The organism is Bifidobacterium anseris, assembly GCF_002860345.1.
Classification (GTDB): domain Bacteria; phylum Actinomycetota; class Actinomycetes; order Actinomycetales; family Bifidobacteriaceae; genus Bifidobacterium; species Bifidobacterium anseris.
Map to the genome: position 1 here is coordinate 695,403 of NZ_NMYC01000005.1, position 22,872 is coordinate 718,274.

Consider the following 22,872-nt stretch of genomic DNA (forward strand, 5'->3'; position numbering starts at 1 on the left):
CAGGCTTCCTGTAAGCTTCCTGCAAACCGTCTGCGTCCGCGCACATCGCACATGCGGATCACGCAGTCGCATCGGGAAACGCACAGTGGCGGGCGTGGGGATTTCGCCCCGCGCCTGTGCTTTAATGATGGGCATGAGCGAGCCACAGACCGAAGATCCACAGACGATGGCCGGTGAGGCCGGCGCGAAGAGCACGGGCCGAACCGAGGGGGAGGGGCGCAAGCGCAAGATCGACGTCGCGTCGCTGTTCCCGGCGAAGGGCGACCCGAGGCGTCCTCCCGAATGGTACGGGCGTGCGCTGCTGTACACGGCGATCGCCGTCTTCATCGCCTGGTTCGCGTATTCGTCGTGGTTCAAGATCACCTACATCGTCTTCGACATCGTCATCGCGCTGTTCCTCGCGCTCGCCGTCGAGCCGCTCATCCTGCGCCTCATCAGGCATGGCTGGCGTCGCGGCGTCGCGGCCGTGACGTGCCTCGTCGGCCTCATCGTCATCGTCATCACGCTGCTCGCGCTGTTCGGCAACATGTTCGTCCAGCAGATGATCTCGATGGTCAAGGGATTCCCCGACCTGTACAACCAGCTCGCCGCGTTCATTAGCGAGAAGACCGATTTCAAGATCCCCGAGATGAACGACCTCGGCGGCGAGATCATCAAGAACATCCATGGCAACTGGGTCACGGATTTCGCGGGACAGGCCTTCAGCACGACGCTCGGCGTCTTCACGAACCTGCTCAACTTCATCACGGCGCTCATGGTCGCCTTCTACATCGCGATCGCAGGTCCCCGTCTGCGCCGCAGCCTGTGCAAGTGGATCGCGCCCAGCTCGCAGCGCCGTTTCCTGATGACGTGGACCGTCGTGCAGGAGCAGATCTCCGGATTCCTGTTCTCGCGTTCGATCCTCGCCGCGATCAACGCTGCGTGCATGTCGGTGTTCCTAGTCATCATCAAGGTGCCGTACTGGCTGCCGCTCGCGCTGTTCTGCGGCATCGTCTCCCAGTTCATCCCGACGATCGGCACCTACCTGGGCGGCGCGCTGCCGGTGATGTTCGCGTGGGGCGAGCGCGGCATCGGCTACGCGATCGGCGTCGTCGTGTTCATCACGATCTACCAGCAGATCGAGAACCTGCTGCTGTCGCCGAAGATCTCGGAACGCACGATGGATCTCAACCCGTGCATCGCGTTCCTGTCGGTGCTGTTCTTCGGCTCGATCTTCGGCGCGCTCGGCGCGTTCCTCGCGCTGCCGATCACGGCGAGCATCCAGGTGCTGCTCAAGGTCTCGATGAAGCAGTATCCACTCGTCGACGTGCCGCTGATGAACGATCCGACGACGAAGAAGAAATCGAAGATGGTCGAGGCGGCCGATGCGATCAACGAGCACGTGTTCAAGCCGATGGGCGAGCATATGCCGGGGCCGCGTCAGGCGAAGGGATCGTCGGCGCACGTCTCCTTCGACGACGACGCGATCGCGCAGCTGCGCGAGGCCGCCTACGGCGACTCCGCCGCGCATGTCACCGCCGACTCGCCGACCGTCGCGATCCCCAAGCGCATCCTCGACTCCGACCACCACCGCGGACTCAAGGGACTCGACGAACCCCACACGGACACTGCGACGGCGTCTGCGACGAAGTCCGCGGACGGCGCAACCGGCGAGGACGCCGGCGCTTCGCCCGCAGCCGACACCGCCCCAACGCCGCGGCCGGTAGAATCAGAAGGCGGCAAGCAAGACAACAACAAGAAGAGACGTTCCGAGTCCAAGGGCCCGGACAACCCAAGGAGTCATTGGCGCTGATGGTGCTGCTCAACGTTCTGGACATCCTGCTCGTCGTCGTCGGCGGCGTCGGCATGATCTATCAGGGTGTGTGCATCCTGATCTCGCTGTTCGCCAAGCCGATCACGTTCCCGGACGCGCCGATGGACAAGCGCTATGCCGTCCTCGTCTCCGCGCGCAACGAGCGCGCCGTCATCGGCAACCTCATCCGCGACATCCAGACGCAGACGTATCCGTCGTCGCTCCTCGACATCTGGCTCGTCGCCGACAACTGCACCGACGACACGGCGCAGATCGCGCGCGACCTTGGCTGCAACGTCGTTGAACGCTTCGACCAGAGCAAGATCGGCAAAGGCTACGCGCTGACCTACCTGCTCGACACGATGATCGACGAGCATACCGCCGACCGCTACGACGCATTCTTCGTCTTCGACGCCGACAACCGCCTCGACGAGCACTACTTCGAGGAGATGAACAAGGGCTTCCAGTCCGGCTTCCGCATCCTGACGAGCTACCGCAACTCGGTCAACCTCTCCGACAACTGGGTCTCGTCGGGTTCGGCGCTGTGGTTCATCCGCGAGTCGAGATTCGTCAGCGCCTCGCGCATGTGGCTCGGCAACAGCTGCCACGTCGGCGGCACCGGCTTCATGTTCTCGCAGGGCGTCATGCGCCGCAACAAGGGATGGAAGTTCCATCTGCTCACCGAGGACCTCGAGTTCACGATGGATTCGGTGCTGCATGGCGACCGCATCGGCTACGTGGGTTCGGCGATCCTCTACGACGAGCAGCCGATCACCTTCGCGCAGAGCTGGCGTCAGCGTCTGCGCTGGAGCAAGGGCTTCCTGCAGGTCTTCCGCTACTACGGGCCGGCGCTCATCCGCCGCGCGATCCGCGAGCGCGATTTCTCGTGCATCGATTTCACGCTGCTGCTGTGCCCGTTCATGCTGCTTGCGATGATCCGCATCGCGCTTGGCGCGATTTACGCCGCCTTCGGCTTCGTCTCGTGGCCGAGCCAGCTTGGTTCGCTGTTCAACTGGATGAACGGCATCGTCTGGTCGCTGCTGTTCATGATGGCGCTCGCCGCGCTGACGATCGTCGTTGAACGCCGCAGGATCGGCGCGACGAACAAGGAGCTGTTCGCCTATGTGCTCAGCTTCCCGATCTACATGCTCAGCTATGTGCCGATCTCGTTCCAGGCCGTCTTCTCGAAGGCGCAGTGGAAGCCGATCGAGCACAAGGGCGGCACGCCGGACAACGAGGAGCTCGAGCAGGAGGAGGCGGCGGACAGGGAGACCGCCGAGCACAGCGCCGTCCAACAGGCGTCGTAGCGGACCGATCGTGCGGCCGCCGTCCACGGGCTGAGACGGCTTTTCGGCCATGACGACGTGTGCAATAGTGTGGCAGGCATGAGTGTAGCTTCCCCGATGCCGGCGCCCAACGCGCCTGATCCGCGACTGTTCGCCACCGATCCGCATATGGCCGTCTCGATGCGTGGCCTGTTCAAACGCTTCGACGACAAGGTGGCCGTTGACGGCTTGTCGCTCGACATCCCGGTCGGCTCGTTCTACGGCCTCGTCGGCCCCAACGGCGCCGGCAAGACGACGACGATCAACATGTTCACCGGCATGCTCGTGCCGGACTCCGGCACGGCGACGATCCTCGGCCACGACGTGTGGGCGGACACGGCGCGCGCCAAGCGGCTCATCGGCCTGATGCCGCAGCCCGACCAGATCTTCACGACGCTCACCGGCATGCAGCTGCTCGTCTACGCCGGCATGCTGCGCGGCATGGGCCGCGCCGAAGCGTCGCGCCGCGGCGCCGACCTGCTCGCCGCCTTCGATCTGATCGACTCGGCGAACGTCATGGTGCGCGACTATTCGGCCGGCATGACGAAGAAGATCTGTCTGGCGACGGCGATGATCCACAGTCCGCGTATCCTCGTGCTCGACGAGCCCTTCGAGGCCGTCGACCCGATTTCGAGCGCGAACATCAAGGACATCCTGCTCGAATACGTCGCGACCGGTGGCACCGTCATCATCTCGTCGCATGTCATGGCGCTCGTCGAACGCATGTGCACGCACGTCGCCGTCATCAATCGCGGACGCGTCGTCGCCGCCGGCACCGTCGACGCCGTCGCGGCCGGCGAGGACCTCGAGGAGCGCTTCCTGCAGCTCGTCGGCGGCCGCCACGGTGCCGCGCATATCGCATGGCTCGACGGCGGCGAGAACGGCGAAAGCGGCGTCACCGATGCCGAGGCCGCCGCGACCGTCGCCGCTACAAACGTTGTCAACGAAGGTGGCGCGCGATGAGCGGCGCGACGACGGAAACGACGTCCGCATCATCGATGTCGATGCAGCCGGCGCCCGCGCCGATGACGCAGCCGTCGGTCGGCACCTTCGTGCGGCTGCGCTGGACGATCACCTTCGCGACGTTGAAACGCTCCGCATGGCAGCTCGTCGCCTTCGTCGTCACATTGATCGTCGCCGCTAGCTGCATCGTCGGCGCGCTCATCGGCGGCATCGCGCTCGGCGCGCAGTCCGACCCGCTCGTCGGCGTCGTGCTGCGCATCGCGATGCCGATCGCCGGCGCCTTCGCGATCCTGCTCGCCGTCATCATCCAGCTGATGATCGTCGGCGAGAACTCGACGATGACGCCGGACAACTTCGCGATCTACGGCATCACGGACCGCAGATTGACGACAGGCCTCGTCGTCGCCGGCGTTGCCGGACCGACCGGCATCACCTTCCTGCTGTGTCTGCTCGCGTTCACGCCCGCGTATGCCCATTTCGGCGCCGCGTCCGTCCTGACCGCCGTCGTCGCCGCCTTCGCCGTCATCGTCACGGCGATGCTGTGCTCGAAGGCGCTGCTCTCGCTCTTCGGCGTCCTCGTGCGTTCGCAGGCCGGCAAGAACATCTTCTACATCGTCCTGATGGTCATCGTCATCCTGCTTGCCGAAGCGCCGAGCATGACGATGGCCTCCCTCGACACGGCGGGCGCGGCGATCGACGTGCGTCATTTGGTGCGCGCGTCCACGGTGATCGGCTGGACGCCGCTCGGCGCGCCGTTCATGCTGCCCTTCGACGCCGCCGACGGCGCATGGGGCGTCTTCGCCGCCCACCTGCTCATCGTCGTCGCCACCTGCGCCGTGTGCTGGTGGCTGACGATGTGGTGCCTGCGCTACGCGCGCACGCACAACGCCGCCGTCTCCGGAGGCAAGGCGGAGAAGGGCCTCGGCATGTTCACACGGATGCCCGATTCGCCGTCCGGCGCCGTGACCGCGCGCCTGCTGTGCATGCTGCGGCGCGACCCGCGCCAGTCGGTCATGTTCATCATGCCGCTGCTCATCGTCTTCATCTTCGCGTTCATGGGACGTCAGATCGGCGACTGGTACGTGTGGACCGGCATGGTCGTCAGCTGCATGATGTTCGCGATCGCCGAGGCGAACGGCCTGGGCTACGACGGCCGCGGCTTCGCGATGGAGGTCATCTGCGGCGTGCGCGCGATTGATGACCGGCGCGGCCGTGCACGCGCGTATGTGCTCGTCGCGACGGTGAGCATCGTCGTGCTCTTCATCATCTCGATGGTCTGCTCCGGCTTCTGGCGCACGCCCGTTGGCTGGCTGCAGGGACTGACGATCGGCGTGTGCGGATGGTCGTGGACGCTCGCGACGATCGGCGTGGCCGAGGCGATGAACCCGGTCTTCATGTATCCGACGCCGTCGCTCGAGAAGCCGTTCAGCACGCCGCAGGGCCGCGGCGCGGCGCAGATGTTCATCCCGCTGCTGCAGATGCTGCTCTTCGTGGCCGTCATGATCCCGACGATCGCCGTCATCGCCGGCATCGGCTTCGGCGGCGTGTTCGACCAGTGGTATCCGGTCCTCATCCCCATCGCGCTCGCCAACGGCGTAGGGGTCCTGTGGCTTGGTACATGGCTGGGCGCTAAGCTGTTGGAGCGCCGCAAGCTCAAGGTCCTTGACACCTTGGACGGTTTCGCGGCGCTCCAGCAGTGATCTTCGCGGCCCCGACAGGCCGCGGCCGGCGAGGGGAGGCACGCGGTGCGCGACGGGACGATGAATCCGCACACGGACGGCGACGCGACGCAGGACGACGGCACGCCGACGGTTGAACAGAGCGCCGATCAAACAGCCGAACAGGCGCGCCGATGGCGTCATCTGCGCGCGCGCCGCGTCGTCCTCGTCGTCGTCGCCGCGCTCGCCTCGGTCGCGCTCGCCGTCGGTTACGTGTTCGCCGACGGGCTCGGCGTCATTCCCGGCGCACTGACGTTCTCGTCGGTCGTCGACTGTCCGCCGGCGGCGCTGCGTTCGGCGCGCGTCGGGGCGACGCTCGTCGCCGACGCCGACCTGACGCGCACCATCGACAAGAACAAGGCGGCCGCGGCAATCGACACGCTCATCCACACGAAAGGCGTCGGCAACGAAGTCTCAGTGCTCGTATTGCAGCCGGACGGCACGACGGCGGCCGCGAGCGCGCAGGACACGGCGCGCGAGCCGGCGTCGACGATGAAGACGCTGACGGCGCTCGCGGCGGCATCGACGCTCGACATGGGCTCGACGTTCACGACTTCCACCCATCTCGTGCACGAACAGGACGGCGCGGACACGCTGATCCTGCAGGGCAGCGGCGACATGCTGCTCGGTGCCGGCGCAAGCGACCCGCGTCACGTCAACGGCCGCGCGGGACTCGGCACACTCGCCGAGCGCACGGCGTCCGCGCTGGGCAAACGCGGCGTCACGAAGGTGCGCCTCGCGTGGGACGACACGATGTTCGGCGATGAACGCTCACCCAAACGCATCGCCGAGAACAACGGCGACCATCTGTACTACACGCCCGTCTCGTCGATGGCCGTCGACGGCGGCCGCCAGCGCGCCGACGCGGGCGCCGACCTCGATCGATTCTCCGACTATCCGCCGCTGTCGCAGACGACGGCGGCCGACGCGGCCGCCATCTTCGCCACGCGCCTTACCGAACACGGCATCGACGTGACGAACGCGGACGCGCTGCAGCAGATGCGCACGCCCGAGGGACGCACACCGCTCGCGTCGGTCGAATCGGCGACGCTGAGCGCCGTTATGCGCTTCATGCTCCAGCATTCCGACAACACGCTCGCCGAACAGTTCGGTCGGCTGCTCGCGCTGCATATGAAGACCGGCAACTCGCCCGAAGCGGCAGTCAAGGCCGTGCGCACGCGGCTCGAGGCGCTCGGCGTGCCGCTCGACGGCCTCGTCATGGCCGACTGTTCGGGACTGTCTCCGGGTTCACGGCTGACGGTGACGACGCTCGCCGACGTGCAGCTGCGCAACATCGAGGTCGGCGTCGCGCCGGCGGCCGCCGAAGGACTGTCCGTGCCCGGCCTCGTCGGCACCGCCGCGAGCCGCCTCGCCGACGACGCCGCGGCAGGCCTGATGCGCGTCAAGACCGGCAGTCTCGGCACCGTCACGTCGATGACCGGCAACGTCTCGCGCAAGGACGGCGGCGTCGCCGTGTTCTCGGTCATCGTCAACAATCCGTCCGACATGGCCGTCGCGCGCGACGCGATCGACGAGTTCGTCGCCACGCTCACGGAGTTGTGATGGTGTATTCGGCCGCGATGAAACAGGCGATCGGCGCCGTACGCGCCGTGCTCGCCGCACAGGGCGTCACGATGCAGGATGCGCGCTTCGCCCGCCACGGCGAACACAAACCGGACGCCGACGCGCCGCTCATCCTCGTCGCCTGCTCGGGCGGCCGCGATTCGCTCGCGCTCGCCGCCGTGGCTGCGACGGTGTGCGCCGCGTGGGGCGTGCGCGCCGGCGCCGTCATCGTCGACCACCATATGCAGACCGGTTCCGCCGACGTCGCCGCGCTCGCCGCCGAACAATGCACGGCGCTCGGGCTCGACCCGGTCGTCGTGCGCGACGTGCACGTTTCCGACGAACACGGCGACGGCGCCGAGGCGGCCGCACGTGACGCGCGCTACGCGGCGCTCGTCGACGAGGCGCGCACGCTCGGCGCCGTCGTCGTCCTGCTCGCGCACACGAAGGACGATCAGGCCGAGACGGTGCTCATCGACCTCATCCGTTCGGCAGGCCTCGACGCCATCGCCGGCATGCCGGCCACACAGTCCATTGACGGCGTATGCTTCGCGCGGCCGCTGCTCGGCGTCGCGCGCGCCGACACGACGCGCATCTGCGAGGACCTCGCGCTCAAGTGGTGGGACGATCCGACGAACGGCGACGGCGTGCCCGCCGACGAGCCGCTGCCTCAATGCTTCCCGCTGCGTTCACGCGTGCGGCACACGCTGCTGCCGCGCCTGAGCGCCTTCGCCGGCCGCGATATGACGACGATGCTCGCCGACGGCGCCACGCTCGCACGACGCGATGTCGAACTGCTCGAACGATTGACCGACGACGTCTTCGCGCGCACCGTACGGATCGAGGACGATGAGGAGGGCGGCAGGCGCGCGTTCATCGACGCCCGCGCGCTCGCCGGGCAGGACGCGGCGCTGCGCTTCCGCGTCGTCGCGCGCGCGCTCGCGATCTGCGCGCCGGGCAGCGGCAGACGCCATGTCGACGCCGTCGAGGCCCTCGTCTCGCATTGGCACGGGCAACAGGCCGTGCGACTTCCCAGAAAACGCACAGCTAATCGTCAGAAACACGTCATTGAGGTGTGCCAAGATGTAACGCATGCAAATCGTCGACATAGAGCATGAAATCGATCATGAGCTGCTGAGCCATGCGCAGATCATGGGGAAGATCAATGAAGTGGCCGCACAGGCGAGCGAGGACTACCGCGGGCGCACGCCGCTGCTCGTGTGCGTGCTCAAAGGCGCGGCGACGACGATGGTCGCGTTCTCGCAGGCGATGTCGATCCCGCTCGAGACGGACTACATGAGCCTGTCGAGCTACGGATCGGGCACTGTGAGCAGCGGCGTCGTCACCGTGCGTCAGGACCTGTCGACCGACGTGCGCGGACGCGACGTGCTCATCGTCGAGGATATCATCGATTCGGGGGTCACGCTCAAATGGCTCGTCGCCGAACTCGAACGCAGGGGAGCCGCCTCGGTCGAGATTTTCGCGCTGCTGGAGAAACCGGCACGCCATCAGGTGCAGTTGGATGTGAAATACAAGGGATTCGTGATCCCGGACGAGTTCGTCGTCGGCTTCGGACTCGACTATGACGAGCGCTACAGGAACCTCGATTCGATCGCGGTGTTGAAGCCGGAAGTATACGAAGGAGAGCAGGCATGAGCATCCCGCAGGGGCCGCAGCAGCCACGCGGCAACCGCAACGGGTCGCCGGGCAACCGCCCGAACCCGTTCAACCCGTCCGATCCGAACGGCCCGGGCGACGGCAACCAGAACGGCAGGAGGAGCGCATGGCGCTCGCCGTGGTTCTGGGGCACGATTGTCGCGCTGATCGCGCTCGTCATTGTCTTCTTCTCGATGAACGGCGGCGCGAAGACGATCACGACCGAGCAGGGCCTGTCGATCCTCAAGAGCAACGCGTCGAACATCACGAACGCGACGATCGTCGACAACCAGAACCTCGTCGAGCTCAAGCTCAAGGACGCCTATTCGGGCAAGGATCCGGATTCGGGCAACGACCGCAACTACGGCACCGACGTGCAGTTCTACTTCGCGAGCGCGCAGGACGCCGACATCGTCAAGGCCGTCGAGGACGCCAAGCCGGCGAACGGCTGGACGGCGACGATCAAGACGCAGGGCGCGCTGACCTACATGCTCACGTCGATGCTGCCGATCCTGATCATCCTCGGCTTCGGCTGGTTCCTGATGAGCCGCATGAGCAGCACGAGCGGCATGCTCGGCATGGGCGGCAAGAAGAACGCCGGCAAGCTCGCCGACGGCCAGATCCCGAAGACGAAGTTCTCGGACGTGGCCGGCGAGGAGGCCGCCGTCCAGGAGGTCGAGGAGATCAAGGACTTCCTCAAGGATCCGGCGAAGTACAAGGCGCTCGGCGCGCGCATCCCGCGCGGCGTGCTGCTCTACGGCCCTCCGGGCACCGGCAAGACGCTGTTGGCGCGCGCGATCGCAGGCGAGGCGGGCGTCCCGTTCTATTCGATGGCCGGTTCCGACTTCGTCGAGATGTTCGTCGGTCTCGGCGCCTCGCGCGTGCGCGACCTGTTCGACGAGGCGAAGAAGAACGCCCCGGCGATCATCTTCATCGACGAGATCGACGCCGTCGGCCGCAAGCGCGGCTCCGGCATGGGCGGCGGACACGACGAGCGAGAGCAGACGCTCAACCAGCTGCTCGTCGAGATGGACGGCTTCGACAACGACACGAATCTGATCATCATCGCCGCAACGAACCGCCCGGACGTGCTCGACCCGGCGCTGCTGCGCCCGGGCCGATTCGACCGTCAGGTGGCCGTCGAGGCGCCGGATCTCGAGGGCCGCGAGGAGATCCTCAAGGTGCATGCGAAGGGCAAGCCCTTCGTGCCGGATATCGACCTGCATGCGATCGCCGTGCGCACGCCGGGCTTCACCGGCGCCGATCTGGCGAACGTGCTCAACGAGGCCGCGCTGCTGTGTGCGCGCGTCGGCGCCCAGCTGATCGACAACCGTGCGATCGACGAGGCAATCGACCGCGTGATGAGCGGCCCGCGCCGCCGCACGCGCGGCATGGCGCTCGACGAGCTGCGCAACACCGCCTACCATGAGGGCGGCCATGCGCTCGTCGCCGCCGCGCTGCACAACACCGATCCGGTCACCAAGGTCACGATCCTGCCGCGAGGCCGCGCACTCGGCTATACGGCCGTCATGCCGACCGAGGACCGCTATTCGCAGTCGCGCAACGAGCTGCTCGACCAGATGGCCTACGCGATGGGCGGCCGCACCGCCGAGGAGATCGTCTTCCACGATCCGACGACCGGCGCGTCGAACGACATCGAGAAGGCGACGAGCATCGCCCGCCACATGGTCGGCGAATACGGCCTGTCCTCGCAGCTCGGTGCCGTCAAGTGGATTGACTCTGACGACGATCAGGGCCTTGACGGCCTGCGTCCGCGCAACTATTCGAACGCGACGGCCGAGATGATCGACGAGCAGGTGCTCGACCTCATCGAGACCGCGCATCAGGAGGCGTGGCAGATCCTCACCGACAACCGCGAGATCCTCGACGAACTCGTGCGTCGCCTGCTCGTCAAGCAGACGCTCAACGAGAAGGAGCTCAAGGAGGTCTTCGCCGACATCAAGATGGCGCCGGAACGTCCGGTGTGGCTCAGCAGCCCGAACCGTCCCGATTCGGATGTGCCGCCGGTGCCGATTCCCGAGTCGCTCAAGGAATCGGCGGGCATCCCGCAGCAGCAGTTCTGACGGGATCCGACGAGTCGGTCATTCAACAGGCCCGGCGCCGCAAAGCCCGGGCCTGTCCTATTGGACGGCCGGACATGTCGTAAAACCGGCAAGCAGGAAGGACACGGACATGGCAACGCACATGCTTGTCTGCAGGGGAGTGACGGTGGGCGCCGTCGACGTCGTCGACGACCCCTTCGCCGGCGCGGCGCGGCTCGACATCGACGTCGAACTCGACGGCGGTCTCGTCTCACGCGCGTCGGCGACGACGCTCATCGAGATTGCTCGGAGCACGGCGGCGGCGCATGCGGGCGAGACCGGCGCAATGATCGCCGACGCCGTCGCCGAGGCGTCGCGCCGCGAGACGGGCGCCGCGATGGCGACGGTGACGCTGACGTTGTCGCCGACGACGTCGGTGGAATCGGTGGAATCGGTGGAATCGGTGACACAGATGGCACAGCCGATGCCGGAGCCGGCGTGTCTGGGTGTGCACTGGGTCGCGACGTCCGGCGAGACGACAACCGCTGTGCCGACGTCCGCTGAGCCGGCAGAGGATACGGGGGACATGCACGCCGACATGACGTCGCACCGCGCAGTCGTCTCGATGGAAAGCGCGTCGCCGCAGGCGGCTGAGCTGTTCCGCGACGTCATCGTCACGCTCGACGGTGCGCCGGGCACGCACATCGTGGGCATCTCGCCGCTTTACCACGCGATGACGGCCGACGGCGGCGAGACACGCACCGCCGTCGCCGCGCTCGACACGACAATGGGCGCGGCAGCGCTCACGGCGTTCCTCAACGCCGCCGCGCGCGCACACGACGGCAACGTCGAACTGCATATCGTCGATATTGATGACGCCGACGGCCGCGCACGCATCGACGACGGGGGAGCGGGCAACCGCGCCGCGATCCTCGCGCCGTGGATGGACATGGATCCGAACGCGACCTTCCGTGGCGATCCGCTCGCGTATCTGCTTGCAAACGCGCCCGACACGCCGTTCGCGGGGCTCGAATCGGACCGTTGGATCATCGGAGGCGCGCAATGAGGGCGCATCGCATACGTTGGTGGGTGTATCTGCTCGCGGTCGTGCTCGGCGTCGGCGGCGGCGCCGCGACGGCCATGCTCGAGGAACGCCACCACGTCTCGCTGCTCGGGTTGCCGTGGTTCGTCTCGGCGGTGCTCGCCGTCTTCGGCATCGGCGTGCTCGTCGCCGCATGGCAGGTGCATCGATACACGACGACCGAGCCGCGCAAACGTGTGCAGCTCAAGACGATCACGCCCGAGCGCGCCGTCGATACGCTGATCCTGTCGAAGGCGCTCGCACTCGCCGGCGCTGTGCTGCTCGGCTGGTACGGCGGCGAGCTGCTGATGGTCCTCGGGCATCTGCAGGCGCCGTACTATCGGCGCATCGCAATCGAATGCGTCGTCGCATGCGCGGCGAGCCTGATCGATATGGTCTGCGGCATCATCGGCGAAGGCTTCTGCCAGCTGCCGCCGTCGGAGGGTCCCGAACATCCGAAGATCGAACGCAAACGGTTGCGCAACGGGCGTCGCGACCGCGGCGTCGCATGGAAGGCCGACGGTCAGGACGGAGACAATGACGAAGCTGCCGTACCCGGCAGGTGACGGCGGCTTCGGCAGACGGTGGTCGCGCGGATGGACGTGTGATCATCACTCCTGCGGCACGCGCACCATCGCCTCCTGCACGATCGCGGCGACGAGCGTGCCGTCGCGGCGGTAGACCTTCGCCATCGACAGGCCGCGGCCATGGCCGGCGGTGGGCGTGTCCTGCACATACAGATGCCAGTCGGTGACGTCGATGTCGCGGTACCACCACATCGAATGATCGATTGACGCGAAGGAGATGCCCGGCGTCATCACCGTCAGGCCTGCGCGACGCAGAATAGGCTCGAGCATGACCTGATCGCAGCCGAGTGCGAGGATTGCGCGGTGCATCGTCTGGGACACGTCGCATTCGCCGTCGGCGCGCATCCACACAAGCTGACGGCCGCAGTCAGCATCCGCGCTCGCCTTGTCCGGGCCGAGCAGGATCGGCTGGGACACGTAGCGGATGTCGAAGGGGGAGGTCTGTGCGTAGTACTTCGCGAAATCCGACTGATCGGCGTATGGAGCCATCAGCTCCTTCGAACTTTTGAGCGTCTCCGGCGCGGGGACGTCGGCCGGCGCGGGGTCGGCGTACTCGAAGCCGGACTGCCCGCTCTTCTGGAAGCTCGCGATTGCCGTGAGGATCGCGCCCTGCGACTGCGTGACGTTGACGCGGCGCGCCGAGAACGAATGGCCGTCGCGCAGATTCTCGACGTCGAAGAGCAGATCCTCGTGGATGTCGCCGGGGGCGATGAAATAGCCATGGATCGAATGCGGCTCGCGCCCTTCCGGCACCGTCTTCGAAGCGGCGATGAGCGACTGGGCGATGACCTGGCCGCCGTAGACGCGGCCGGTTGGGAAGTACATGCTTTCGCCGCTGATGTAGGTGTGATCGCGGTAGACGGAAGGTTCGCCGAGGCTCAGCACATCAATCAGATGCTTCAGGGGAGTGGTGTCCGACGTCATGAGGCGTCCTTTCTGTTCGGGGGCGGCGTTCCCCACGCCGTCGGGTGGTGCCCGGTAGGGGGCGGGTGCGTTGACTGTCTGCAATCTATCAGCGGCGTGTTAAGAAACGGACACGCCCTGATGATTGCAGCCGACGGCATAGCCGGGGGAGCTGATGTTCACGCGAACGTCATGGGTGCGTTCCGCACTTCCCGCGTTCGCTGCCGGGGCTCGTCGCGAACGTTACAGGTGCGCTTTGCACCATCTACGGTCGCTGACAGGGCTCGTTGCGAACGTCATGGGTGCGCTTTGCGCCGCTCATGATTGCATAGGGGCCCGGCTGCGAACGTGGACGCCGCGTTGTGCGGCGGCGGTGTTCACAACCGGGCCCTTCGGCGCCAATCGGCTGGCTCAGCGGGTGAGCTTGCGGTGCAGACGGTGCGGACGTGCCGCCTCCTCGCCCAGACGCGCGATCTTGTTCTCCTGGTACGACTGGAAGTTGCCTTCGAACCAGTACCAGCGCGCCGGGTTCTCGTCGTCGCCCTCCCACGCGAGGATGTGCGTGGCGATGCGGTCGAGGAACCAGCGGTCGTGCGAGATCACGACGGCGCAGCCCGGGAACTCGATGAGCGCGTTCTCGAGGCTTTCGAGCGTCTCGACGTCTAGATCGTTCGTCGGCTCGTCGAGCAACAGCAGGTTGCCGCCCTGCTTGAGCGTGAGCGCCAGATTGAGGCGGTTGCGCTCGCCGCCGGAGAGCACACCGGTCAGCTTCTGCTGGTCGGATCCCTTGAAGCCGAAGCTCGCGACGTAGGCGCGCGTTGGCACTTCGACGCCGCCGACCTCGATGAAGTCGTTGCCGTCGGAGACCGCCTCCCATAGGTTCTTGTTCGGGTCGAGTCCGGCGCGGTTCTGGTCGACGTAGCTGATCTTGACGGTGTCGCCGATCTTGAGATCGCCGCCGGAGAGCGGTTCGAGGCCGACGATTGTCTTGAACAGCGTCGACTTGCCGACGCCGTTGGGGCCGATGACGCCGACGATGCCGTTGCGCGGCAGCGTGAAGCTCAGGTCATCGATGAGCACGCGGTCGCCGAAGGCCTTGTGGATGTGCTCGGCCTCGAGCACCGTCGAACCCAGACGCGGTCCCGGCGGGATCTGGATCTCGGAGAAGTCGAGCTTCTTCGAGTTGCGCGCCTCCTGCTCCATCTGGTCATAGCGCTCAAGACGCGCCTTGTTCTTCGCCTGACGGGCCTTCGGCGAGGAACGCACCCATTCGAGCTCGTTCTTCAGGCGCTTGGCGAGCTTGGCGTCCTTGGCGCCCTGGATCTCCATACGCTTGGCCTTCGTCTCCAGATAGGTGGAGTAGTTGCCCTTGTAGGGGTAGAGCTGGCCGCGGTCGACCTCGCAGATCCATTCGGCGACGTTGTCCATGAAGTAGCGGTCGTGGGTGACGGCGATGACGGCGCCCAGATACTGGTGCAGGAACTTTTCGAGCCACAGGATCGACTCGGCGTCGAGGTGGTTCGTCGGTTCGTCGAGCAGCAGCAGGTCCGGCGCCTCGAGCAGCAGCTTGCACAGCGCGACGCGGCGGCGCTCGCCGCCCGAGCACACCGACACCGGCGTGTCCGGGTCCGGGCACTGCAGCGCGTCCATCGCCTGCTCGAGCTGCGAGTCGAGATCCCAGCCGTTCGCCGCGTCGATCTCGGTCTGCAGTTTGCCCATCTCCTCCATCAGCGCGTCGAAGTCGGCGTCCGGGTTCGCCATCTCCTCGCCGATTTCGTTGAAGCGGGCGACCTTGTTCGCGATGTCGCCGAAGGCCATCTTGATGTTCTCGCCGACGGTCTTGTCCTCGTCGAGCGGCGGCTCCTGCTGCAGAATGCCGACGGTGAAGCCCGGCGTGAGCGACGCCTCGCCGTTGCTGACCGTGTCGAGGCCCGCCATGATTTTCAGCAGCGTCGACTTGCCCATGCCGTTGGGGCCTACGACGCCGATCTTCGCGCCCGGCAGGAAGCTCAGCGTGACGTTGTCGAGGATCACGCGGTCGCCGTACGCCTTGCGGGCGTTGATCATCTGGTAAATAAACTCAGCCAAGGTTGAATCCGTTCCGTTGTCCGTCTTGCTTCGTGGAATCGAAGCGGTCACAAAATGCACGACCATTATTCCAAAAGCGGTCTACTAGTTGGCAACAACCGTCCAATCGGCGCTATTCCCACACGCGGGAGCAGTCCCCGCGTGTCGGGAGTTCAGATGAGCACGCCGTCGCAGTGGTCGATCTCGTGCTGGATGATCTGCGCGGTAAAGCCGGTGAACGCGGCGTGGCGCGGGCGCCCCTTGCGGGTGAGGTAGTCGACTTCGATGCGCTCGAAGCGCGGCGTGCGCCGTTCGCCCTCGAGGCTCAGACAGCCTTCGGCGGTGTCGTAGGCGCCGTCGGCCTGAGTGATGATCGGGTTGAACATGACGCCGATCGTGCCGAGATCCTCGTCGACGAAGACGATGATGCGCTTGTGCTTGCCGATCATATTCGCGGCCATGCCGACGCAGCGCGCGCGGTTCGCCGCGAGCGTGTCGACGAGATCGGCCGCGATCGCGGCGTCGCCCGGATCGTTCGGGTCGGCGGCCGCCGACGGCTCGGATAGGAAGGGGACGGAGGTGACGATCGTTCGTTGCATGGGCAGTAAGTATAGCGAGGCCCCGCGCGGTTGCCGTGCGCGGGGCCTCGCTATACGGCCTATACGGCTGTGTCTGCTGCGGCTGCGTTTCGCTCAGTCGACGCGACGTCCCCTTCCAACAACTAGGCCTTATCCGGAAGATGGTTGGTTCCGCGATGATCTCAATCGCGGAACCAACCATCCGAGTAGAGGACAAACCATCGAATCCATAATTGTTCATTGATTGCACATACCCGAAAATGGGAACATTCGGTTGAGAAATGCCGTGTCCATCATAATACTGGTGATCATGATGAGTATATTTCATCATCGATTCTTGCACACCGATGTGCAAGATGGCCCAAGGACGAGGAAAGGAACCGATGTGGGCAAGACATGCGGCGCAACAGTTCTGGCCTCTCAGTCCATCAAATCGGCCGGCAATCCGCAAATACCTCTAAGGTGGATCGTAATGCCTTTCATTCGCAGAGGCTGCAGTGCGCTGTTGTGCACCATGCTGACTTTAGGATTGACAGCCTGCGGATCGTCCGTCTCCTCTTCCCGTGAATGGAGCGACGGCGGCGACACATTCCAAATGGCAGGAAGCGTCGATGAGCGTATCAAGAATCTGCTGGAACATCACGCAGATATGGATCAGTCGCAGCGGCAGATGCTTGAGCGTGCACTCGCCAACGAAGGTAAGATCTCCCATGCCGACTATCTGACGGCATGGGACAACTACCGCCAATGCTTGGTTGCCAAGGGGTACAACCCGCCGACGATGCGCCTGATTAACGGGGTGTACATCCACCAGATCAAGATTGACACCAGCGGCATGAGCGAGGCACAGCAGGATAAACTCAACAGCGACGTCGATGGTTGTCAAGCTCGCTACGTGCTTTCAGTGGATGATATCTACCGCCTGAATGTGGCAAATCCAAGTCTATACAGCAATTCCGATGTCGCATTGGTAGATTGCCTTCGCCGCCACGCATTGGTTCCTAAAGACTATTCAGTGAACCAGTACCGTGCCGAAAGTGAGCGCTTTTTCGACACTGATGTCTCTGATACAAAGACTGAACGCGAGGCCTATACCAAACGACGCGAAGCGTTCAGCTTTGATTTCAACGCCCCACAGGCCCGTACCTGTGTGGTCACCAATGACTCCAGCCTGCTTATCGATGAACTCGAAACGTGGAAGCCGCTCAGCTGATACCGCTCATGCACTAGGCGCAGTCCCATGCCGTGTCGGATCAGCATGCCGGCAGTGACTGGTCTTGTGTTGAATGATGCAGATTCGCCCGACCGAGCTTCTCTTGTCAGGTTGATTGAGCTCGCATACACGATATGGGTAGAATGCTTGGCTATCGTTTTTCCTGATTTCTATAGTGTTCGTAGATGTCTCAGTTCGTAGATGTCGCAGAGTGGTGGCATCTACAAGTATCATGGAGCTGGCTGTTGATTGCGTCTCTTCTGATTCGTCTCAATGATGAACGATGTGCGGTGTGGCGTGAGACTGCACCGAATGCGGTCTCACACCACACCATATCTTGAGTTGGAATGCGAGGACTCGAAAGATGATGCGTGAGTTTTTCGTCCGATTCGGCGGAATTGTCATGGTGACATGTTTTGCCTGCGGTCTACTGGCGGGGTGTGGCTCCGACGAAGCGGATTCAGATACTGGTGTGGAGGGTCAACGCATTGCCTCGTCCATGCAGGACTATGTGCAGATGGTACTCGATCTCGATCAGAAAACTCGTCATGGACAGATGCAAGGGGTGCCGATGGGGGATCGTCAAGTGACTATTCTGAAGAGGGCGTTGGAGAACGGAGGGCGGGTTAGCCGGGCCGACTACGAGCAGGCATGGGCGAGCTATCGTCAATGCATTGTCAACAAAGGGTATGCCGCGCCGCCGATTATGAAGATTGGTGAGTTTTATCAAGCACGGTGGTCAATGGCATCTGTTGAAGGGCAGGAGGCGCGGGAGGAAAAACTGCGTGAAGATGATATGGCATGCGGCATGGCGGAGATGCTGAACGTGAACGAGGTGTACCAACGCCAGCATTCGAACCCGAACCTATATCGGAATCCATCGGAGGGGGTGGTGGATTGCCTGCATCGCAACAATCTGGTGAAGACGTCGTATACGGCGAAGGACTACGATGCGGAGAATCGCAGATTCGACGAATACTGGAACGATCGCCGTATGGGACGTGCTCCCACTATTGCCGAGACGCACGGGCATTTCAGTTTTGATTACGGCGATGTTGACGCGGCCATGTGTCTGGCGAACAATCATGAGGCCATGGATGTTCAGGAATACAAGCCGCCTGAATGGAAGCCATTCGGATAGGGGATGCCACAGTGGGCAAGCGCAAGGGGTCGGCCTCGGGGTGACAGGCGAACAGCCGTTTTGGCTGCCATCCCGAGGCCAGAACCCTCCGGGCTGCGTTTCGCTCAGTCGCCGAGCGCCGCGTCGAGCGCCTGTCGCAGATCGGCGATGATGTCGTCGGCGTTCTCGATGCCGCAGCTCAGGCGTACAAGGTCGATGCCGACGCCGGCCTCGTCGAGCTGCTCCTCGGTGAGCTGACGGTGCGTCGTGCCGGCCGGGTAGAGCACGCAGCTGCGCGCGTCGGCAACATGCGTCGCGATCGCGATCATCTTGAGATGGTCAAGGAACGCGGACACCTTTTCACGGCCACCGGGAACGCCGAACGAAATCACGCCGCACGTGCCGTTCGGCATGTACTTCTCGGCGAGCGCGTGGTATTTGTCGCCGGGCAGCTCCGGGCAGCTCACCCACGAGATGCGCGGGTCGTTCTCGAGGAACGTGGCGACCTTGAGCGCGTTCGCGCAGTGGCGTTCCATGCGCACGCCGAGCGACTCGAGATGCATGCCCATGATCCACGAGTTGATCGGCGCCGGCGTCGAGCCGAAGTCACGCATCAGCTGGGCGGTGCACTTCGTGATGAACGCGGCCTTGCCGAAGTCCTTCGCGTAGACGACGCCGTGGTAGGAATCGTCCGGAGTGCACATTCCGGGGAACTTCTCGGCGTGCGCGAGCCAGTCGAAGTTGCCCGAGTCGACGATCGCGCCGCCGACGCACGAGCCGTGGCCGTCCATGTACTTCGTCGTCGCATGCGTGACGATGTCGACGCCGTAGCGGAACGGCTGGCAGTTGATCGGCGTCGGGAACGTGTTGTCGACGATGAGCGGCACGCCGTGCGCGTGCGCGGCCTTCGCGAACTTCTCAAAATCGAGCACGATGAGCGCCGGATTCGCGATCGACTCGCCGAAGACGGCCTTCGTATTCGGGCGGAACGCGGCCTCGAGCTCGTCCGCGGAGCAGTCGGGGCTCACGAACGTGCATTCGATGCCCATCTTGCGCATCGTCACGTTGATCAGGTTGAAGGTGCCGCCGTAGATCGCGCTCGACGCGACGATGTGGTCGCCCTGATTGCAGATGTTGAACAGCGCGAAGAAGTTCGCGGCCTGCCCGGACGACGTGAGCATCGCCGCGGCGCCTCCCTCCATCGCGCAGATCTTCGCGGCGACCGTGTCGTTCGTTGGGTTCTGCAGACGCGTGTAGAAATATCCGGACTCGGACAGGTCGAATAGGCGGCTCATCTGCTCGCTCGACGTGTACTTGAAGGTCGTCGCCTGGATGATCGGCGGCGTGCGCGACTCGCCGTTGCCCGGCTGGTAGCCGCCCTGCACGCAGATCGTGTCCTCGTGTTCGGTGCTGATCGGTGTGGCTGTGTCTGCCATGTACGCTCCTCGTCTGCGGTTGGCTTCCCGTCACGCACGCGCCGTGCGGCGGGTAGACGTGGCGGAGTAGGTTGGACATCGGTATTAAATCACGACGGCCACGCATGCCGCCGGCGCGTCCCACACTGTGTGCGTCGGTGATGTGCAACGGACTGTGTATGTCGGCCGGCGTGTGCGCGTGAAGGAGGATGCGACGATGACGACGGCGCTGATGGTGTTCCACGACCGGCTGCGGCAATCGAAGGTGAACCGCGCGCTCGCGCAGCGTGCGGCGCACGAGGGTGACGACGTGATCGTGCGCGACATGTACGCGCTGTATCCCGATTTCCGTATCGACGTCGACGAGGAGCACCGCGTGTGCGACGCCGCCGACCGTCTCGCGTTCCTCTTCCCGTTCTACTGGTACAGCGCGCCGGCGCTGATGAAGCTGTGGGAGGACGCCGTGTTCACGCCCGGCTGGGCGTACGGCGACGGCGCGTCGATCGCCGGCAAGCGCATGCTGCTCGCCGTGACGACCGGCGGCGCCGAGGACATGTACACGGCCGACGGCAAGCACGGCGCGACGATGGACGCGTTGCTGCTGCCGTACCGCACGACCGCGCGCTACCTCGGACTTCGTTACGAGGAACCTTTTGTCGTGCACGGATCGTCGAAGACAATCGACGACGACGAACTCGCGCGCACCGCCGAACGATTCGTGCGCCGGCTGCGCGACTGAGTTCGGGGGATCGGCCGCACGCGGCTGGACGACGGCGTTTGGTTGGGTGGCTGCGCACGACTGAACGATTGCGTGTGGCTGAGTTTGGCTGGGTGGATGCGTTCAGTTGAACGACTGTATTCGGTTGAGTGACCGCACGCGGATGCGCGGGCATGCAGTCATCAAAAACGGCGACATCACTTGGGACGCGCCGATGAAAGTTAGATGGTTTGACAAATGTTGGACATCGTTGTAGCTTACTTAATAAGACGAATGAACATAGTCGTTCGGATGCGACCGCCGGCATGGCGGAAGCGCAACACAGCGCAACACAGAACAAAGGAGTCACGATGGGACTGTGGGACATCGACAAGATCGAGTACGTCGGCCGCGGCAACGGCCCGGTGGAGGGACTCGGCTTCCAGTACTATGACGCCGACAAAGTCGTCGCCGGCAAGAAGATGAAGGACTGGCTGCGCTTCGGCGTCGCCTGGTGGCACACCTTCGACGCGCCGCTGACCGACCCCTTCGGCAACGGCACTGCGCAGCGCCCGTGGGACGGCAAGTACGCCGATCCGATGGACAACGCGCTCGCGAAGGTCGACTACGCCTTCGAGTTCTTCACGAAGCTCGGCGCCGAGTACTTCTGCTTCCACGACCGTGACATCGCCCCGGAGGGCGATTCGCTGCGCGAGACGAACGCGAACCTCGACCGCGTCGTCGACAAGATCGAGGAGAACATGAAGTCCACCGGCGTCAAGCTGCTGTGGAACACCTCGTCGCTGTTCACGAACCCGCGCTTCGTCGCCGGCGCCTCGACGTCGCCGTTCGCCGACGTCTACGCCTACGCGGCCGGCCAGCTCAAGCACTCGCTCGAGATCGGCAAGCGCCTCGGCGCCGAGAACTACGTGTTCTGGGGTGGCCGCGAAGGCTACGAGAACCTGTGGGTGACCGACATGAAGCGGGAGCAGGAGCATATGGCGAAGTTCTTCCACATGTGCGCCGACTACGCCAAGGAGATCGGCATGGACGCGCAGTTCCTTATCGAGCCGAAGGCCAAGGAGCCGATGACCCATCAGTACGACTTCGATGCTGCCACCGCCTGCAACTTCCTGCGCGCCTACGACCTGATCGACGTCTTCAAGCTCAACCTTGAAGGCAACCACGCCAACCTCGCAGGCCACACCTACCAGCACGAGATCCGCGTTGCCCGCGACAACGGCGTGCTCGGTTCGCTCGACGCAAACCAGGGCGACATGCTGCTCGGCTGGGACCTCGATGAGTTCCCGACCAACCTGTACGAGACCACCTCCGTCATGTGGGAAGTGCTCGACGAAGGTCAGATCGGCCCTCACGGCGGCCTCAACTTCGACGCCAAGCCGCGCCGCACCTCGTTCAGCGCCGAAGACCTGTTCCGCGCGCACATCGCCGGCATGGACACGTTCGCCGCCGGCCTGCTCGTGGCGGACAAGATGCATCAGGACAAGTACATCGAGAACCTTGTGGCCAACCGTTACGGCTCCTACGATTCGGGCATCGGCAAGTCGATCGACGACGGCACCGCCACCCTCGAGTCGCTCAATGACTACGCCATCGACATGCCGCAGTCCGAGATCATCGCATCCACGCACCCCGATCACCTCGAGGACGTGAAGGCGACCATCAACAACTACATCATCGACGCCCTGGCCAACGCCTGACGCCGCACGGTCCGGCCGCTTGCCGCATGGGCGGCCGGACCGTCCATCCAACCTCTGCAGTGCGTGGCATATGCAGTGCACGCTGTATGGCATATGCCGCCAGTAACTCTTTCTTTCCTTCCTTCCTTCCAATGAATCGCCGCCTGTTCTTTCCTTTCCTCTGCAGGCGCGATGCAGGCCCAAGGGCCACCGGGCCACACCGTGCACCCATACGCTCCGCGCGCATCCTTCCCATCAAACACACCGCGCGCGGGGAGCACGGCGGTTCCCGGAGGCCCATGGGCTTTTTCCATACGGGCGGGCACGACGGTGTGTTCGCCTATTGCTTGCGCAAGGCGCATGGCGCACCGCCGAACCGCCCTATACCCTCCGGCCATGCTGCCGAACCGAATGTACTGTTATGACCGACCACTACCGATATGGAGGACCGC

General features: G+C 64.6%; 18 protein-coding genes. 14 read left to right on the top strand and 4 right to left on the bottom strand.

Translation table 11 applies throughout. The features are described from left to right. Positions 1-166 precede the first annotated feature (166 nt). The 10 genes from CGZ88_RS08075 (at position 167) to CGZ88_RS08120 (ending at position 12,706) form a co-directional block, all read left to right on the top strand. A complete protein-coding gene (locus tag CGZ88_RS08075) occupies positions 167-1,792 on the top strand; it encodes an AI-2E family transporter (protein ID WP_101671615.1) in 1,626 nt (541 codons plus the stop codon). Then, on the top strand, positions 1,792-3,099 hold the full coding sequence (locus CGZ88_RS08080; RefSeq protein WP_051198332.1) for a glycosyltransferase family 2 protein: 1,308 nt from the start codon (positions 1,792-1,794) through the stop codon (positions 3,097-3,099). Before CGZ88_RS08075 ends, CGZ88_RS08080 begins: the two co-directional genes overlap by 1 nt. 96 nt (positions 3,100-3,195) lie before the next feature. Further along, on the top strand, positions 3,196-4,080 hold the full coding sequence (locus CGZ88_RS08085) for an ABC transporter ATP-binding protein (RefSeq protein WP_231371388.1): 885 nt from the start codon (positions 3,196-3,198) through the stop codon (positions 4,078-4,080). Continuing rightward, positions 4,077-5,780 (top strand): hypothetical protein, encoded by a 1,704-nt coding sequence (locus CGZ88_RS08090; RefSeq protein WP_051198330.1) that lies wholly within the window; start codon positions 4,077-4,079, stop codon positions 5,778-5,780. Before CGZ88_RS08085 ends, CGZ88_RS08090 begins: the two co-directional genes overlap by 4 nt. Positions 5,781-5,840: 60 nt before the next feature. Continuing rightward, positions 5,841-7,361, top strand: coding sequence for a D-alanyl-D-alanine carboxypeptidase/D-alanyl-D-alanine-endopeptidase (locus CGZ88_RS08095; RefSeq protein ID WP_101671616.1), 1,521 nt, complete (start codon positions 5,841-5,843; stop codon positions 7,359-7,361). After that, positions 7,361-8,479 carry a tRNA lysidine(34) synthetase TilS gene (gene tilS / locus CGZ88_RS08100; RefSeq protein ID WP_101671544.1) on the top strand — a complete coding sequence of 373 codons (1,119 nt, stop codon included), beginning with the start codon at positions 7,361-7,363 and terminating at the stop codon, positions 8,477-8,479. Before CGZ88_RS08095 ends, tilS begins: the two co-directional genes overlap by 1 nt. After that, complete coding sequence (hpt, locus tag CGZ88_RS08105) at positions 8,454-9,017, top strand: hypoxanthine phosphoribosyltransferase (protein WP_026644569.1); 564 nt, start codon at positions 8,454-8,456, stop codon at positions 9,015-9,017. Before tilS ends, hpt begins: the two co-directional genes overlap by 26 nt. Further along, a complete protein-coding gene (gene ftsH, locus CGZ88_RS08110) occupies positions 9,014-11,101 on the top strand; it encodes an ATP-dependent zinc metalloprotease FtsH (RefSeq protein WP_026644568.1) in 2,088 nt (695 codons plus the stop codon). Before hpt ends, ftsH begins: the two co-directional genes overlap by 4 nt. Before the next feature lie 109 nt (positions 11,102-11,210). Beyond that, positions 11,211-12,125: a 2-amino-4-hydroxy-6-hydroxymethyldihydropteridine diphosphokinase gene (locus tag CGZ88_RS08115; protein WP_101671545.1), complete on the top strand. Its 915-nt coding sequence runs from the start codon at positions 11,211-11,213 to the stop codon at positions 12,123-12,125. Beyond that, the gene (locus CGZ88_RS08120; RefSeq protein ID WP_101671546.1) at positions 12,122-12,706 is read left to right on the top strand and encodes a DUF3180 domain-containing protein; all 585 of its coding nucleotides are present in this window, start codon (positions 12,122-12,124) and stop codon (positions 12,704-12,706) included. The genes CGZ88_RS08115 and CGZ88_RS08120 overlap by 4 nt, the downstream gene beginning before the upstream one ends. A 45-nt stretch (positions 12,707-12,751) precedes the next feature. Here the strand turns inward: CGZ88_RS08120 and CGZ88_RS08125 are convergent, their stop codons facing one another. From CGZ88_RS08125 to CGZ88_RS08135, 3 genes are all read right to left on the bottom strand, one after another. Further along, complete coding sequence (locus CGZ88_RS08125) at positions 12,752-13,651, bottom strand: acyl-CoA thioesterase (protein WP_026644567.1); 900 nt, start codon at positions 13,649-13,651, stop codon at positions 12,752-12,754. 390 nt (positions 13,652-14,041) lie between these two features. Next, on the bottom strand, positions 14,042-15,718 hold the full coding sequence (ettA, locus tag CGZ88_RS08130) for an energy-dependent translational throttle protein EttA (RefSeq protein WP_101671547.1): 1,677 nt from the start codon (positions 15,716-15,718) through the stop codon (positions 14,042-14,044). 152 nt (positions 15,719-15,870) lie between these two features. Then, the gene (locus CGZ88_RS08135) at positions 15,871-16,296 is read right to left on the bottom strand and encodes a peptide deformylase (protein WP_026644565.1); all 426 of its coding nucleotides are present in this window, start codon (positions 16,294-16,296) and stop codon (positions 15,871-15,873) included. A 364-nt stretch (positions 16,297-16,660) separates the two neighbouring features. On the opposite strand from CGZ88_RS08135, the gene CGZ88_RS08140 reads away from it, so the two are divergent. Together CGZ88_RS08140 and CGZ88_RS08145 are read left to right on the top strand one after the other, a co-directional pair. Continuing rightward, positions 16,661-17,488, top strand: coding sequence for a hypothetical protein (locus tag CGZ88_RS08140; RefSeq protein ID WP_133120922.1), 828 nt, complete (start codon positions 16,661-16,663; stop codon positions 17,486-17,488). A 364-nt stretch (positions 17,489-17,852) separates the two neighbouring features. Continuing rightward, entirely contained in the window at positions 17,853-18,629 is a 777-nt protein-coding gene (locus CGZ88_RS08145) for a hypothetical protein (RefSeq protein ID WP_026644563.1), read from the top strand. Positions 18,630-18,733: 104 nt separating this feature from the next. Here CGZ88_RS08145 and CGZ88_RS08150 read toward each other — a convergent pair whose 3' ends face one another. Then, positions 18,734-20,044 carry an O-acetylhomoserine aminocarboxypropyltransferase/cysteine synthase family protein gene (locus CGZ88_RS08150; protein ID WP_026644562.1) on the bottom strand — a complete coding sequence of 437 codons (1,311 nt, stop codon included), beginning with the start codon at positions 20,042-20,044 and terminating at the stop codon, positions 18,734-18,736. Positions 20,045-20,240: 196 nt separating this feature from the next. Here CGZ88_RS08150 and CGZ88_RS08155 point away from each other — a divergent pair, with 196 nt between their 5' ends. Both CGZ88_RS08155 and xylA read left to right on the top strand, forming a co-directional pair. Beyond that, complete coding sequence (locus tag CGZ88_RS08155; protein WP_101671549.1) at positions 20,241-20,762, top strand: NAD(P)H-dependent oxidoreductase; 522 nt, start codon at positions 20,241-20,243, stop codon at positions 20,760-20,762. Positions 20,763-21,091: 329 nt separating this feature from the next. Continuing rightward, positions 21,092-22,441 (top strand): xylose isomerase, encoded by a 1,350-nt coding sequence (gene xylA / locus CGZ88_RS08160; RefSeq protein WP_101671550.1) that lies wholly within the window; start codon positions 21,092-21,094, stop codon positions 22,439-22,441. Positions 22,442-22,872 lie beyond the last annotated feature (431 nt).

What these genes read in the sequence shown, in the direction of transcription:
- CGZ88_RS08125 (WP_026644567.1), bottom strand. Translation starts at nt 13,651, where the DNA reads ATGACGTCGGACACCACTCCCCTGAAGCATCTGATTGATGTGCTGAGC.
- tilS (WP_101671544.1), top strand. Translation starts at nt 7,361, where the DNA reads ATGGTGTATTCGGCCGCGATGAAACAGGCGATCGGCGCCGTACGCGCC.
- ftsH (WP_026644568.1), top strand. Translation starts at nt 9,014, where the DNA reads ATGAGCATCCCGCAGGGGCCGCAGCAGCCACGCGGCAACCGCAACGGG.
- CGZ88_RS08075 (WP_101671615.1), top strand. Translation starts at nt 167, where the DNA reads ATGGCCGGTGAGGCCGGCGCGAAGAGCACGGGCCGAACCGAGGGGGAG.
- hpt (WP_026644569.1), top strand. Translation starts at nt 8,454, where the DNA reads ATGCAAATCGTCGACATAGAGCATGAAATCGATCATGAGCTGCTGAGC.
- CGZ88_RS08085 (WP_231371388.1), top strand. Translation starts at nt 3,196, where the DNA reads ATGCCGGCGCCCAACGCGCCTGATCCGCGACTGTTCGCCACCGATCCG.
- CGZ88_RS08135 (WP_026644565.1), bottom strand. Translation starts at nt 16,296, where the DNA reads ATGCAACGAACGATCGTCACCTCCGTCCCCTTCCTATCCGAGCCGTCG.
- CGZ88_RS08120 (WP_101671546.1), top strand. Translation starts at nt 12,122, where the DNA reads ATGAGGGCGCATCGCATACGTTGGTGGGTGTATCTGCTCGCGGTCGTG.
- CGZ88_RS08155 (WP_101671549.1), top strand. Translation starts at nt 20,241, where the DNA reads ATGACGACGGCGCTGATGGTGTTCCACGACCGGCTGCGGCAATCGAAG.
- CGZ88_RS08150 (WP_026644562.1), bottom strand. Translation starts at nt 20,044, where the DNA reads ATGGCAGACACAGCCACACCGATCAGCACCGAACACGAGGACACGATC.
- CGZ88_RS08090 (WP_051198330.1), top strand. Translation starts at nt 4,077, where the DNA reads ATGAGCGGCGCGACGACGGAAACGACGTCCGCATCATCGATGTCGATG.
- CGZ88_RS08145 (WP_026644563.1), top strand. Translation starts at nt 17,853, where the DNA reads ATGATGCGTGAGTTTTTCGTCCGATTCGGCGGAATTGTCATGGTGACA.
- CGZ88_RS08080 (WP_051198332.1), top strand. Translation starts at nt 1,792, where the DNA reads ATGGTGCTGCTCAACGTTCTGGACATCCTGCTCGTCGTCGTCGGCGGC.
- CGZ88_RS08095 (WP_101671616.1), top strand. Translation starts at nt 5,841, where the DNA reads ATGAATCCGCACACGGACGGCGACGCGACGCAGGACGACGGCACGCCG.
- CGZ88_RS08115 (WP_101671545.1), top strand. Translation starts at nt 11,211, where the DNA reads ATGGCAACGCACATGCTTGTCTGCAGGGGAGTGACGGTGGGCGCCGTC.
- xylA (WP_101671550.1), top strand. Translation starts at nt 21,092, where the DNA reads ATGGGACTGTGGGACATCGACAAGATCGAGTACGTCGGCCGCGGCAAC.